This window comes from Cellulophaga sp. Hel_I_12 (assembly GCF_000799565.1).
Classification (GTDB): Bacteria; Bacteroidota; Bacteroidia; order Flavobacteriales; family Flavobacteriaceae; genus Cellulophaga.
In genome coordinates this window covers 2872477-2888049 of record NZ_JUHB01000001.1, presented here as the reverse complement: position 1 = coordinate 2888049, position 15573 = coordinate 2872477, and the positions used below count along the sequence as shown (strand labels likewise).

Below are 15573 nucleotides of genomic sequence, written 5' to 3'. Positions count from 1 at the left end.
CCAATGACAGAAACCATTACCATCAACGAGCAAACTTTTATCATGCACTGCTCAGGGGCACTATTGTGGCAAGAAAAAGAAATTTTGTTAATCAGTGATGTGCATTTTGGTAAGGTATCGCATTTTAGAAAATTTGGCGCTGCGGTGCCTCAAAAAGCAATTGCTAAGAATTTTGAATTGTTGAATGAGGTACTGGCCTTATTTAAACCCAAACAACTATTTTTTTTAGGGGATTTGTTTCATTCCTCTCTAAATCAAGAATGGCTCTTATTTAACGATTGGGTAAGCTCACAAAAGCTAAAAATTACATTAGTTAAAGGCAATCATGACATTATTTCTGATGTAAACTACACTGCAATTGGTATTGATTGTAGTGATGAAGTAGAGTTAGATGATTTTTTATTCACCCATCACCCCGAAGAAAGAGAAACTATGTTTAACTTTTCAGGACACATTCATCCAGCAATAAAACTCCAAGGAGCAGGAAGACAAAGCCTAAAACTCCCTTGTTTTTTTAAAAGTGAAAACCAACTAATTTTACCGGCATTTGGCACATTCACAGGAACCTTTACCTTAAAACCTACAGCAGCGCATCAAGTTTTTGCGATTACGAAGGATTCGGTTTTTGCGGTTCCACTTAGCCATTAGAACCACCTTACAATATAGTTTTAAATGAATGTATGCTGTCAGTTCCCTATGTAAGAAAAAATTCGAAAATAGGGGTGATGACAATTGAGTACTATAGTATCCTAATGAGCTTGTCGAAGACCTTACTACATAGCTGTATTCCCTTCGACAGGCTTGTCCTGAGCTGAGCAGAAGGGCTCAGCGAAACATTTGTGTTCCTAGTAGTCGAAATCAAACTTAAAACCCTTAATTTTTAATACCTGAAAGTTAATTTTCTACTTAAAACCATCGTAAATTTAACCAAAGATCAAAACCATGAAAAAACGACTCGCAGTTTTAAATTTACTATCTGTAATTTTAGTCATCGCCGTAAATTATGCCTCGCAAGCCTTACGATTGAATAACACGACCATCGGTGAAATTAGTCGAGCATACGAAAATTTGTTTACCCCTGCCAGTTATGCTTTTGCGATATGGGGACTTATTTTTTTGTCGCTCTTTGCCTACGCTATTTTTCAAATACAAAGGGCTTTTTTTAGCGATAAAACTTCTGAATTTATTACTCAAACTGGGTATTGGTTTGTGATAGCAAATATATTGAACTCCCTTTGGGTAATTGCTTTTGTGTATGACTATACGGCAGTATCAGTGCTTATCATGTTAGGTATTTTAGTTTCATTGATAAAAATAATTTTGAATACGAATATGGAACGTGGAACGGCATCACTTGCAAAAAAAGCTTTTGTTTGGTGGCCTATAAGCTTGTATAGTGGTTGGATTGCGGTAGCCACTATTGCGAACATATCAGCTTATCTGAGTAAACTTAATTGGGAGGGTAGTTTTTTAACAGAAGTACAATGGACCATCACCATGATTGTTATTGCTTTGCTATTAAATGTGGTGATGCTCTGGAAACGTAAGATGTCTGTTTTTGCGGTGGTAGGCGTTTGGTCTTTAGTGGCCATTTATTCTCGGCATAAAAATAGTGAGGAAGCTATTGCTATCTCAGCTTTGGTTTGTGCGATAGTTTTAGCGGTTATGATTTTTGTGCATCTTTTAAAATCTATGGTAGTTCATCATAAAAAAACAGCGTGATTACAGGATTTTAAAACTTATGTATTTAACAAGGTTGTTTATATTTGCAGAAAATTATTCCGTTGCCCCAAAATAATATTCAACAACTATATTCTCATTCCCAGTCTTCACTGGAATTGCAAACTACTATTGCCAATTTTGAAAATAACCCACAAAACTTAGCACTAAAAGGACTCGTAGGTTCATCCCTGTCTTTTGTCTTATCTGATGCTTTTAAGGCTGCTGACAAGCCTTTTCTAGTTATTTTTAATGATAAAGAAGAAGCCGCATACCACTTAAACGATTTGGAGCAGCTAGTCGGAGAAAAAGAAGTGCTTTTTTATCCCGGAAGCTACCGCAGACCATATCAATTAGAAGAAACTGATAACGCTAATGTGTTATTACGTGCAGAGGTTTTAAACCGGATCAATTCTAGAAAAAAACCAGCGCTCATTGTGACCTACCCTGATGCGCTTTTTGAAAAGGTGGTGACTCGGAAAGATCTAGACAAAAACACCCTCAAAATAAAATTAGAAGATTCCTTATCCCTCGATTTCTTGAACGAAGTATTGTTCGAATACAAATTTAAGAGGGTTGATTTTGTTTCAGAGCCTGGCGAGTTTTCTGTACGCGGCGGTATTGTCGATGTTTTTTCGTTCTCTAACGATGAGCCTTATCGCATTGAGTTTTTTGGCGATGAAGTAGAAAGCATCAGAACCTTTGATGTTGAAACTCAATTATCTAAAGAGAAGGTCACTAAAATTGCCATTATCCCAAATGTAGAGAACAAATTCCTAAACGAAACCAGAGAGAGTTTTCTAAACTATATCGCCCAAAATACGGTTGTTTTCAGTGCAGATTTAGACCTGCTTTTTAGTCGCCTAGATTCGTTTTTTGAAAAAGCAGAAGATGCTTTTAAAAAACTATCGACCGAAATAAAACACGCCACACCAAAAGAGTTATTTGTGGATGCTGATTTGTTTAAAAAAGAAGTGGCCTCTTTTCATTTATTAACCACAGGTAATCACACTGCTGGAATTGCTTTTGAAACCATTGGTTTTAATACCAAACCACAACCGTCTTTCAATAAAAAGTTTAATTTATTGATTGAAGATTTTAATAGCAATCATAAAAAAGGCTATACCAATTACTTGTTTTGTTCCTCCGAACAGCAGGCAAAACGGTTTCATGATATTTTTGAAGAAATCACCGCTACAAATCAGCAAGTTCATTACAAAACTATCGTTTTTTCATTGTATCAAGGTTTTATTGATGATGATTTAAAAGTAGTTTGCTATACCGATCATCAAATTTTTGAACGCTATCATAAATTCCATCTTAAAAATGGCTACGCCAAAAAGCAGGCCATTACCTTAAAAGAATTAAATCGCTTAGAAATTGGCGATTATGTAACCCACATGGATCATGGTATCGGAAAGTTTGGTGGTTTACAAAAAATTGATGTCGAAGGTAAAAAACAAGAAGCGATAAAATTGGTCTATGGAGATCGTGATATTCTGTATGTGAGTATCCATTCTTTACACAAAATATCAAAATTCAACGGCAAAGATGGGGCACCCCCTAAAATTTACAAATTAGGTTCAGGCGCTTGGAAAAAAGTAAAAGAAAAAGCCAAATCGCGTGTTAAAAAAATTGCATTCGATTTAATAAAAATTTATGCCAAACGTCGTCTTGAAAAAGGATTTCAATACGGTCCCGATGGGTATCTGCAAAATGAATTAGAAGCCTCTTTCATTTATGAAGACACCCCCGATCAGAGCAAAGCTACCGAAGATATTAAAAGAGACATGGAAAGCGAACGCCCCATGGATCGCTTAATTTGTGGCGATGTAGGTTTTGGAAAAACTGAGGTGGCCATCCGTGCTGCTTTTAAAGCGGTAGCCAACGGAAAGCAGGTGGCTGTTTTAGTGCCAACGACCATATTAGCGTTTCAGCATAGCAGAACGTTTAGCGAACGTTTAAGCGATATGCCGGTAACAGTCGATTATTTAAACCGTTTTAGAACGGCAAAAGAAAAGAAAGAAACCCTTGAAAACCTAGCCTCAGGCAAAGTAGATATTATCATTGGCACCCACCAATTGGTCAACAAAAATGTAAAATTTAAAGATTTAGGCTTACTGATTGTAGATGAGGAACAAAAATTTGGAGTCGCTGTAAAAGACAAACTAAAGTCTATCAAAGAAAATGTAGATGTCTTAACGCTTACCGCTACGCCGATCCCCAGAACTTTACAGTTTAGTTTAATGGCGGCCAGAGATTTATCGGTCATCAATACGGCACCGCCCAACCGATATCCAATTCAGAGTGAAGTGATTCGCTTTTCCGAAGAAACCATTCGGGATGCCATTAGCTATGAAATTCAACGTGGTGGTCAGGTGTTTTTTATTCATAACCGCATCGAAAACATCAAAGAAGTTGCCGGAATGATTCAGCGTTTGGTACCTGATGCCAAAGTTGGTATAGGTCACGGACAAATGGAAGGTAAAAAACTAGAAAACCTGATGCTCGCTTTTATCAATAGTGAATTTGATGTCTTGGTGTCTACCACCATTGTAGAAAGTGGGCTAGATGTAAGTAACGCCAATACCATTTTTATCAATAACGCCAATAATTTTGGTTTGAGTGATTTACACCAAATGCGGGGTCGTGTAGGTCGAAGCAATAAAAAGGCCTTCTGTTATTTTATAACACCACCGTATGATGTGATGACCAACGATGCCCGAAAACGAATTCAGGCTTTAGAGCAATTCACCGAATTAGGGAGCGGTTTTAATATCGCCATGAAAGATTTAGAAATACGTGGTGCTGGAGATTTATTGGGCGGTGAACAAAGCGGATTTATTAATGATATTGGTTTTGATGCCTACCAAAAAATCCTCACAGAAGCCGTTGACGAATTGAAAGAAAACGAATTTAAAGATTTGTATGAGGAGCTTGAGGGGCATCATGAAAAAGTGTTTGTAAAAGAAACTCAAATTGATGCTGATTTTGAATTGTTATTCCCTGATGATTACATCAATAATATTTCAGAGCGATTAACTTTATACACAGAGTTAAACCTTATTAAAGACGAAACTGCTTTACAAAAATTTGAAACTGAATTGATAGACCGTTTCGGAGAACTACCTATTGAGGCCGAAGATTTATTGAATTCGGTTCGCATTAAATGGATTGCCAACAGCATTGGTTTAGAAAAAATTGTCATGAAGCAAGGTAAAATGATTGGCTATTTTATTGCGGATCAACAGTCTGCATTTTACCAAAGCACAGCATTCTCTAAAACACTACAATTTGTACAAACGCATGCAAAACACGGCAAAATAAAGGAAAAACAAACCAGAAACGGACTTCGATTGCTTTTAGTTTTTGAAAATATCCATTCGGTTGATAAAGCGTATTTGGCCTTACAGCCTTTTGAAAAAAGTGTTCAGTAAACAGTATTCAGTGCCCGGTAAGCGGTAAGCAAAATTAAAAATTTGGGACACGAACTGTTTTTAGAAAATTTTATTGCTGAGAAAAATAAAACTGGTTCAGTTTTTGTAAAACAACAATTATGAAGAAAATTCTATTCATTTTAATGGCTCTTTATGCACTACACCTAAGTGCACAAAACACTATTTCAGGTAGTTTCTCTCCTGCAGAAGAGTATACCTGGCTAATCGCCTATCGCCTTACACCGGACTCCCAAGTTTATGTAGCAGATAGCGCCATTAAAAATGGATCTTTTACCTTGAACCTGCCAGAAGATGCTGAATCCGGTATGTACAGAATTGTGTATGCGGTGCCTCAGGAAGAGTTTAATTTTGATATTCTTTATAATGGAAAAGAAAATGTTGTTGTTGATTTTGATTCTAGCAACGGACTCGGTTTTATCCAATCAGAAGAAAATATGTTACTCAATAGCTATTTAGCGGAACTCGCGCAAATAGAAGCGGAAATTATTCAATTTTACGCGTCACAAGAAACAGATACGACTATTTTTAATGCGGCAACTAAAAAATTAAAAGCACATCAAAATTTGTTCGAAACGAAAGCGAAAGGTTTGTTAGCCTATAATTTTATTGCATCAAACAAACCTTATATCCCTAACAACTATGTGAATGTTCAAGAATATGTAGCGAATAAAAAAGCAGCGTATTTTGATGCTATTAATTTCAAAAATCCAGTGTTACAAAGCTCAGGCTTTTTAACCGACAAAGTTTCTAACTACGCCTTTACGGCACTATCCTTAACAACACAGACAAAAAAAGAAACGGAGGATGAAATTATTAAAAATATAGCTCATTTTACGACTATTTTAAGCGATGTATCTCCTAATTTTAAATTTTACTTGTACCACGACTTATGGAAAAACGCAATTGCGTATGACTATAACGAAGTTGCTGATTTTATCTACTCTTCTACCCTAAAAGAGCTAGCGGAATCTACCAACAATCTCGACATAAAAACGGCTATTGAAGCGCATAACAGACTTCGCCTGGGCGAAATTGCCCCAGAAATGGTCTGGAAAGACGGGGTTAATGAAAGGCGATTGAGCAGTCTTGAACCCTTTGAAAATTATATTTTAATTTTTTGGAGCAGCACTTGTGGACATTGTTTAAATGAACTCCCCGCAGTACATAAAGAATTAAAGGGAAATTCAAACCTTAAAATTATCGCTATAGGCTTAGAAGACGAAACAGAAAATTGGAATTCTGAAAAAGCCCATTTACCCAACTTCGAACATCTTATCGCTTTAGGAAAATGGGATAGTGCCTATGCGAACTTATATGATATTCATGCCACTCCAACTTATTTCATTTTGGACAGCGAAAAAAGAATTATTGCAAAACCTGAAAATGACAGAGCCCTTATAGAATTTTTGGAAAGCAAATAAATGAAAATACAAGTCCCCATTCTTCGAAGAGCTTGGGGCAGGATATTAAAGCAATTTCAAATCCTTGATTGTTTTAAAGGCTACATCTACTTGATCATCATCGACCAAAATAGTAAATTCATTCGTAGTAGAAATTACTTCGTAGAGTATAATGCCCTCCCAAGCAAGGCGCTGAAAAATAAAGTAATAAATGCCAGGAACAGTAACATTTTCAGAGGGTAATTTCACAGTAATCGATGATAAATTTTCTGCTTTTTGAGTACAACGTTCTGTTTCGAACAAGGCTTCAACGGTTTTATCTAAACTATTGCTGACCACAATATTCAGTTCGTTTACACCTCTAGAAGAGGTATAAAACACAGCTGTATCTTTATTGATTTCCTTTAACAATAAGCGTTGATTTTCAAGAATTGAATCTGAAAGTAAAAAGGTAAAGTCCGTTAAGGAAGACCGCACTGTAATTTCTCCTATATTTTTTAAAACCTTTACAATTTTGTGGGTAGCCCTATATTCTAAATCATCTGAAAGCCTTTTCAAAGCCATTACTATGGCTCCATTGCGAATATCTTTACCTAATTCTTCCTCAATTTCAGGAAGAATAATCCTTGAAAGTGAGGTAAGATTAATAATTCCTTGTGCTAAAGCACTTTGTAAAAAAGGTTTCTTTTTTATATAGTGTTCTACAACAGATGATATGGTTTTCATTAGATCGAATTAAAGATTTCAAATATAACAATTTGTTATAAATTAAACAAATTGTCTAAAAATGATAAAAAGCATCTTCAATATGATCTATTTTAAACGATCCGTTCTTTTTAAATATGGTTATAATATCAAAACGTACATCTACATCTAATTGCTGCTCAACAACATAATGGTCTGCTGCCAAAACCAATAATTTTCGCTTTTTAGGAGGAATTAAATCGTTTAAATCATCTATAAAATGTGTACTTCTAGACTTTACTTCTACAATAGCTAAGGTAGCCCCCTTTTGCGCAATAATATCTACTTCAGCTTTTAAAAATCTATAGTTTCTGTATTTAATTTGGAAACCATTTTTAATTAAATGGGCTACAGCTAACTGCTCTCCAACTTTACCAAATTCATTATGTTCTGCCATTTTTTAGATAGGAATGTTACCAAATTAATGTATTTCGTCGAAAATATATGTTTTTTGGCGTCTAAAACACTGATACTTACGTAATTTTATTTGAATTATTGAGTTATAGTAAAAGCTAAAGTTAAATACAAATAGCCTTTTTACAGTAATTAATGCCCCCAAAGCGAACCTAAATTTGAACTAAACGATTAAAATATTATGGAATATTTTATCAATTGTAATACTTCGCCACTAGCGGAATATACAACGCCTTTAGATAGGCAAAAAATACAACATTTATATAGAAGACTTGGTTTTAGTGCTTCTGTTGCTACTGTTAACCAAGCCGTAGGGTCTACTGCATCTGCCTTAGTGAATACCTTAATCAACGAAGCAGTCAACATGCCTATTTTACCAGCACCCCCTTGGGCAAACTGGACGGGAGCAAATTATCCTGAAGATGATGATCTACGAAATAGCACCATCAATACCCAAGTCAGAGGCATTACGCTAGACTACGCCAAGTCGCTTTTAGTGGATAATCTTAGAGACCGATTGAGTTTTTTTTGGAGCAATCACTTTGTAACCGAATTAAGAGTTTACGATGCTCCACCCTTCTTGTACGAGTATATTACTTGCTTACAACGCAACGCTATTGGTAACTTTAAGACCTTTATAAGTGAAATTGGACTCACCAACGCCATGTTATTTTACCTAGATGGCGCTTACAATAATAACAATAGGCCCAATGAAAATTATGGGCGTGAACTGTATGAGCTTTTTACTTTAGGAGAAGGTAATGGGTACACCGAACAAGATATTGTAGATACAGCCCGAGCCTTAACGGGTTACGTAGAGCGCGGAGAAATCCGTTGGACACCAGTTACTTTTAGAGCCGATAGGTTTGATGCTGGCTCTAAAACCATTTTAGGTATAACAGATAATTTTGATTACGATGGCGTTATCGATAACCTTTTTGCACAGCGCAATACTGAAATAGCCACTTTTATTTGTAAAAAATTATACGAATTTTTTGTACACCCCGATTCGACAGATCAGGCAGGCAATGCTGAAACCATTATAAATGGCATGGCAGCTACATTTGTAGCTAATAATTTTGAAATTGCGCCAGTTTTGAGCCAACTGTTTACAAGTCAACACTTTTTTGACGAAGAAGCCATTGGGGTAGTTATTAAAAGTCCGTTTGACTGTTTCTTAAACTTGATTAATGAAACCGGTTTTACAGCCTCAGATACCACAATAGAAACTGTCATAAACTATAGCGATCAATTAAGTCAAGAGCTTTTTAATCCCGTAGACGTGGCAGGTTGGCAACGAAATAGATCATGGATCAATACTAATTTTTTAATTGGTCGATGGCTTAGTGCTGAAGCGCTATTAGAAGTTTTTTGGAATGAGGATAAAGAGCAATTTAGAACATTTGGTATAGAAGTTACAGGACCCCAAGGGGCAACCACACACAATCCTGATATGGTAGCTAGAGCTATAATCGATAAAATATTACCGAAAGGCCTATTAACAGAACAAGATTATACCACTGCGATTGTTTCCTTCAGAGCATTGTACGAAGATAACAATATCTACGAGGATGAAAACCCAACAAACCCAACTTGGACGATGTTGAATTTTGATAATACCCCAGAACAAGTATATCTATTACTGTTATACTTAGTAAGACAACCTGAATTTCAATTAAAATAAAACCTACGATTATGTGCGATACCCACCATTCATCACCCCATAAAGGCAAAGAACATGAAGGTCATGACTTAGAGCATAAAGCATGGAGTAGACGTTCCTTTTTGCAAGCGCTAGGAATTGCAGGTTCAGGAAGTATGCTTCTTGGTAGTCAATACTTAACAGCTTCAGCGCCTTCTCCGCTTACCGCAGCTATCAGTATGGCCGAAACCGACAATATTTTAATATTAATACGTTTAAATGGCGGTAATGACGGACTTAGTACGGTGATCCCCATTCAACAATATGAATTGTATGCCAACGCACGTCCTAATATTTATATACCAGAAAGTAAAATATTAAAACTAACAGATGACTTTGGGGTACCTTCTTATATGAAACCTTTAGAACCCTTATGGGGCGAAGGCCAATTTAAGGCCGTACACGGTGTGGGCTACCAAGGACAAAGTTTATCGCATTTTACAGGTTCAGATATTTTTGCAAATATCGATCTAAATACTACGGGATTCTCAGGAGAACCAACCGGATGGATGGGTCGCCATTTTGAAGAATTATATCCTGATTATTTAATAAATCCACCTGAGGCACCAGCAGCAATTCAAATAGGAAATTTTGGTAATTTAGTTTTTGAAGGCCAAGAAACCAATTATGCGTTTGTAACGAATAATATCAATCAACTAGAACAAATTGCCGAAACAGGATCACAGTATAGTCTAGAAGAAAGTTTGTTTGATCAGTGTATGTACGGAGATCAATTGCGATTTTTAAGAGGAATGACAAACACTACTCTAGAATATGCAGGGAAAATTTTCGATGCGGCGCAAAGAGGACAAAACCAAGTAGAATACCAAAATAATGGCTTTGCACGGCAACTTAAATTACTTGCCAGATTAATCAAAGGTAATTTAGGTACCAAAGTATATATGATTTCTATGGGTGGTTTTGACACCCACGGAAACCAACCTTTGGCGCATGAACGCTTAATGACGAATTTATCGGTAGCGGTGAACAACTTTTATGAAGATTTGGCTTTTACCAATCAAGATGAAAAAGTATTAAGTATGACCTTCTCCGAATTTGGAAGAAGAATTTTTGAAAATGGATCGAATGGAACCGATCACGGAAAAGCAGCACCTACTTTATTTTTTGGTTCTGGATTAAACGGAAGTGCTTTCGTAGGGGAACACCCCTCTTTAGAAGACCCTAACGAAAGAGGAAATTTAGAATACACCATGGATTTTAGAGACCTGTATGGTACCGTTTTAGCGGAATGGCTTTGTGTTCCTAGAAATTTAGTAGAACTACATCTATTAGGCCACCCCTATAAAGCTATTAACCTAGGTTTTAATTGTAGTGGTGAGGTCTTTGATGATATCGCTTATGATGATAGTGATCCTGTTATTCCAGATGGTCCAGAAGACCCCATTGCTATTGATCCAACCCCTGAACTTTTAAATGCTATTGTTCACAAGCCTTTTTATCCTACAGAAAAAACGCCACATATCTATTTAGAAATGCCATTTACAGCACACGTAGATATACAATTGTACAACATACTTGGGCAAAATTTAGGAACGGTGTACAATGAAATGATGACACAAGGCAGTATCGAAATAAATATTCGAGAACGCATGTCAAAATATTTAGCGACAGGAAAATATATTTACAGAATTAGAGTTCAAGATAAAAAACTCAGTAAATCTGTCATGGTCTCTTAAAAACAACAGCTTAACTTACGAAAAAGTCCTTTTAGTTTGTCATCGTAAAATGACATTTTAGAAGGGCTTTTGTATTTCTAAGAATGTTCCGGAATCCCGAGAAAAAAATCTTTATTTTTGTGGTCTAATTACAGAATTCGATGTCCGAAAAACTTAAAAATCCTTCTCGATATACTATAACTGCAGCGCTCCCTTATACGAATGGTCCTATACATATTGGGCACTTAGCAGGAGTATATGTCCCCGCCGATATTTATAGCAGGTATTTACGCTTAACAGGAAAAGATGTGGCTTTTGTATGCGGTAGTGATGAACACGGTGTGGCTATCTCCATGAAAGCAAAAAAAGAAGGAATTACACCAAAAGAAGTTATTGATAAATACCATGCCATTATAAAACAATCATTTCAAGATTTCGGAATTACCTTTGATAATTATTCTAGAACCTCTGCTCAAATACATCATGATACCGCATCTGAATTTTTTATAAAAATGCATCAACAAGGTGATTTTATAGAAGAAACTACAGAGCAATTATACGATCCTGAGGCCCAACAATTTTTGGCCGATAGGTATGTTACGGGAACTTGTCCTAAATGTGGCCACGAGGAAGCGTATGGAGACCAATGCGAAAACTGTGGTTCTACCTTAAATGCTACGGATTTAATAGATCCAAAATCGACTATTTCTGGAGCTATACCCACGTTGAAAGAAACGAAACATTGGTTTTTGCCTTTAGATAGGTATGAAGATTTTCTAAAAAAATGGATATTAGAAGGACATAAAAACGACTGGAAATCTAATGTTTACGGGCAATGTAAGTCTTGGATTGATGACGGACTAAAACCAAGAGCAGTAACGCGTGATTTGGACTGGGGTATTCCGGTACCCGTTGAAGGCGGTGAAGGCAAGGTGTTATATGTTTGGTTTGATGCGCCTATTGGGTATGTATCTTCTACCAAAGAATGGGCAGCTCGTGAAGGCAAAGATTGGGAGCCGTATTGGAAAGATGAAAACACCAAATTGGTACATTTTATAGGAAAAGATAATATTGTTTTTCATTGTATTATTTTTCCGAGTATTCTAAAAGCCCAAGGTGATTATATTCTCCCTGATAATGTGCCTGCCAATGAGTTTTTAAACCTAGAAGGGCATAAAATATCCACCTCAAAAAACTGGGCGGTTTGGTTACACGAGTACTTGGTAGATTTTCCAAATATGCAAGATGTTTTACGCTATACCCTAACGGCCAATGCACCTGAAACAAAAGATAACGACTTTACTTGGAAAGATTTTCAAGCTAGAAATAATAACGAATTAGTTGCTGTTTTTGGAAATTTCATTAACAGAGTAGTAGTCTTAACCAATAAATATTATGAGGGGCAGGTACCCCCTGCAGGGAGTTTTACTAAGGTTGATAGGGAGACTTTAGCTGAAATTAAAAAATATCCTGAGATTATTAGCAGCTCTCTAGAACGCTATCGCTTTAGGGAAGCAGGTCAAGAATTAATGAATTTAGCGCGTTTAGGCAATAAGTATTTAGCGGATGAAGAGCCTTGGAAAGTAATTAAACAAGACGAAGATCGGGTAAAAACCATTATGTTCGTGGCGCTTCAAATTTCTACTGCTTTAGCCGTTTTAAGCGAACCTTTTTTACCATTTACTTCTAAAAAATTAAAAGGTATTCTTAACCTAAATGTCACTTCGACTCCGCTCAGTGACCTAGGTTTGGAGGCTGATGGTAATCGAAGCCTCGAATGGACTGATATCGTTACAAAAGACAGCTTAATCGCTGCAAACCATCAAATTGGTCAGGCTGAATTACTATTCTCCAAAGTAGAAGACGAAACCATACAAATACAATTAGATAAATTAGAAGCTACTAAAAAAGCGAATGAAAACGCTAACAAACAAATCATGCCACAAAAAGACACCATTACCTTTGAAGATTTTTCAAAATTAGACCTACGCGTTGGGACCATCATAGAAGCTGAAAAAATGCCAAAAGCCAACAAACTTTTAGTTTTAAAAGTAGATACAGGGATCGATGTAAGAACTATTGTCTCTGGTATTGCCGAAAGTTTTACCCCAACAGAAATCATCGGGAAAAAAGTAACGGTTTTGGTCAACCTGGCTCCCAGAGCCTTACGCGGGGTAGAAAGTGAAGGCATGATTTTAATGACCGAAAATACGGATGGAAAATTAGTTTTTGTAAATCCTGATGCAGCTAATATTGGGAATGGAGAGACTATTAATTAAATTATCTATAACCTATGTCATTAGTCCAGTACTTATTTAAACAAACAAATCTTCCCGAAAAAAGCATCCAAAATACCGTTGAACTTTTGAATGAAGACTGTACCATTCCTTTTATATCGCGCTATCGCAAAGAAAAAACAGGGGGTTTAGATGAGGTGCAAATTGGCGATATTGTAAAGTTTAAAGAGCAGTTTGAAGCCTTAGAGAAAAGAAAATTAGCGATTATTAAATCAGTTGAAGAGCAAGACTTGTTAACGGCTGAGCTGAAAAAAAAGTTTGAACAGGCAGCAGATCTAACTTCTTTGGAAGATTTGTATTTACCCTTCAAGAAAAAAAGAAATACCAAATCTGAAATTGCTATAAAAAACGGCTTAGAGCCTTTAGCAAAAATCATCATGGCACAAAATAATGACGCTATTGATGTTATAGCGTCTGATTATTTGAATGATGCTGTTGTCAACGATGACGAAGCCATTGAAGGCGCACAACATATTATTGCCGAATGGATTAATGAACGTACTGATGTTCGTAACCAATTGCGCCATCAGCTTGAAAAATTAGCGCAAATAACAACCAAAGTTATCGGCACTAAAAAAGACGATGAAAAAGCGCAAAAATTTCGTGATTATTTTGAGTGGAGCGAAGCCTTAAACCGTTGCCCGTCGCACCGATTATTGGCTATTTTACGTGCTGAAAATGAAAAGTTTATCCGCGTAAAAATCGAAATTAATGATGAAATTGCCTTAGAAAAAATAGAAGAGCGCATTATAAAATCTAGAAATTCGAGCACGTCCTATCTTAAAATTGCGATAGAAGACGCCTACAAACGCCTACTCTACCCTTCTTTAGCCAACGAAACTTTAAAGTTAGCGAAAGAAAAAGCCGATGCCGATGCGATTCAGGTTTTTTCAAATAACTTAAAACAATTGCTTCTTGGTGCTCCCTTAGGCCAAAAGCGAATTTTAGCCATTGATCCTGGCTTTAAATCTGGTTGTAAAGTAGTTTGTTTAAACGAACAAGGCGATTTAATCCACAATGAAACCATTTACCCGCATCCCCCACAAAATGACGCTATAGGCGCCATAAAAAAAATAAGTACTTTAACCGATGCGTATAAAATTGAAGCCATTGCCATTGGTAATGGTACCGCTTCACGAGAAACAGAACATTTGGTAAAACGTATTCATTTTAAAAATACTATAGAAGTCTTTGTCGTGAGCGAGGCAGGAGCATCAATCTATTCGGCATCAAAAATTGCCCGCGATGAATTTCCTAACTACGATGTTACCGTTCGAGGTTCGGTTTCTATTGGACGAAGATTGGCTGATCCTTTGGCAGAATTGGTAAAAATTGACCCAAAATCAATCGGAGTTGGACAGTATCAGCATGATGTAGATCAAACAAAATTAAAAACATCTTTAGATACCGTGGTAGAAAGCTGCGTAAATTCGGTTGGGGTAAATATTAATACAGCGAGCATTCCCTTATTGAGTTATGTTTCGGGCATTGGACCAAAATTAGCGGAAAATATTGTAAGCTATCGCAATGAAAATGGCGCTTACACTTCAAGACAAGACATCAAAAAAGTTCCTCGTTTAGGTGGAAAAGCTTTTGAACAAGGGGCTGCTTTTTTACGTATAAAAGATGCTACAAACCCACTTGATGATTCTGCAGTGCACCCTGAGCGCTATGCCTTAGTACAAACTATGGCAAAAAATAAAGGGGTAGCTATAAAGGATCTTATTGGCAATAAAAAAGCTCTAGAAAGCATCGATCTAAAAAATTATTGTACCGAAGATATAGGATTGCCCACCTTAAAAGATATTATCAAAGAATTAGAAAAACCCGGTTTAGATACCCGTGAAAAAGCAAAAGTTTTCACCTTCAATCAAAATATAAAGTCAATTACCGATGTACACGAAGGACAATTATTACCTGGGATTGTAAATAACATTACTAATTTTGGTTGTTTTGTTGATATTGGGATCAAAGAAAGTGGTTTAATTCACATATCAAACCTCTCCGATTCTTTTGTTAAAGATGTAAATGAACATGTAAGCTTACAACAACAAATAATCGTTAAGGTATTAGAAGTTGATGTACCTCGTAAACGCATTCAATTAAAATTGCATAAATAAAGTAAGGCTTTAGGCAAACAAAAAAATATGCGATACTCATTGT

10 protein-coding genes are annotated in these 15573 nt (G+C 36.3%); 8 read left to right on the top strand and 2 right to left on the bottom strand.

Features of this window, described 5'->3' with window-relative positions:
• The first annotated feature begins 3 nt into the window (after positions 1-3).
• From pdeM to GQ45_RS12465, 4 genes are all read left to right on the top strand, one after another.
• Complete coding sequence (gene pdeM / locus GQ45_RS12480; RefSeq protein WP_047418506.1) at positions 4-648, top strand: ligase-associated DNA damage response endonuclease PdeM; 645 nt, start codon at positions 4-6, stop codon at positions 646-648.
• Between the two features lie 294 nt (positions 649-942).
• The gene (locus GQ45_RS12475; protein WP_047418504.1) at positions 943-1722 is read left to right on the top strand and encodes a hypothetical protein; all 780 of its coding nucleotides are present in this window, start codon (positions 943-945) and stop codon (positions 1720-1722) included.
• A 62-nt stretch (positions 1723-1784) separates the two neighbouring features.
• On the top strand, positions 1785-5156 hold the full coding sequence (gene mfd, locus GQ45_RS12470) for a transcription-repair coupling factor (protein WP_047418502.1): 3372 nt from the start codon (positions 1785-1787) through the stop codon (positions 5154-5156).
• Between the two features lie 119 nt (positions 5157-5275).
• Positions 5276-6598 (top strand): thioredoxin-like domain-containing protein, encoded by a 1323-nt coding sequence (locus GQ45_RS12465; RefSeq protein WP_047418500.1) that lies wholly within the window; start codon positions 5276-5278, stop codon positions 6596-6598.
• A gap of 45 nt (positions 6599-6643) precedes the next feature.
• Here GQ45_RS12465 and GQ45_RS12460 read toward each other — a convergent pair whose 3' ends face one another.
• The gene (locus GQ45_RS12460; RefSeq protein ID WP_047418498.1) at positions 6644-7303 is read right to left on the bottom strand and encodes an aspartate kinase; all 660 of its coding nucleotides are present in this window, start codon (positions 7301-7303) and stop codon (positions 6644-6646) included.
• 55 nt (positions 7304-7358) lie between these two features.
• Complete coding sequence (locus tag GQ45_RS12455) at positions 7359-7718, bottom strand: YraN family protein (RefSeq protein WP_047418496.1); 360 nt, start codon at positions 7716-7718, stop codon at positions 7359-7361.
• 198 nt (positions 7719-7916) lie between these two features.
• Here GQ45_RS12455 and GQ45_RS12450 point away from each other — a divergent pair, with 198 nt between their 5' ends.
• The 4 genes from GQ45_RS12450 (at position 7917) to GQ45_RS12435 (ending at position 15530) form a co-directional block, all read left to right on the top strand.
• Positions 7917-9419, top strand: a complete 1503-nt coding sequence (locus GQ45_RS12450; protein ID WP_047418494.1) for a DUF1800 family protein — start codon at positions 7917-7919, stop codon at positions 9417-9419.
• An 11-nt stretch (positions 9420-9430) separates the two neighbouring features.
• Entirely contained in the window at positions 9431-11134 is a 1704-nt protein-coding gene (locus GQ45_RS12445) for a DUF1501 domain-containing protein (protein WP_047418492.1), read from the top strand.
• Between the two features lie 140 nt (positions 11135-11274).
• Positions 11275-13392, top strand: coding sequence for a methionine--tRNA ligase (gene metG, locus GQ45_RS12440; protein ID WP_047418490.1), 2118 nt, complete (start codon positions 11275-11277; stop codon positions 13390-13392).
• Positions 13393-13406: 14 nt separating this feature from the next.
• On the top strand, positions 13407-15530 hold the full coding sequence (locus tag GQ45_RS12435) for a Tex family protein (RefSeq protein ID WP_047418488.1): 2124 nt from the start codon (positions 13407-13409) through the stop codon (positions 15528-15530).
• Positions 15531-15573 lie beyond the last annotated feature (43 nt).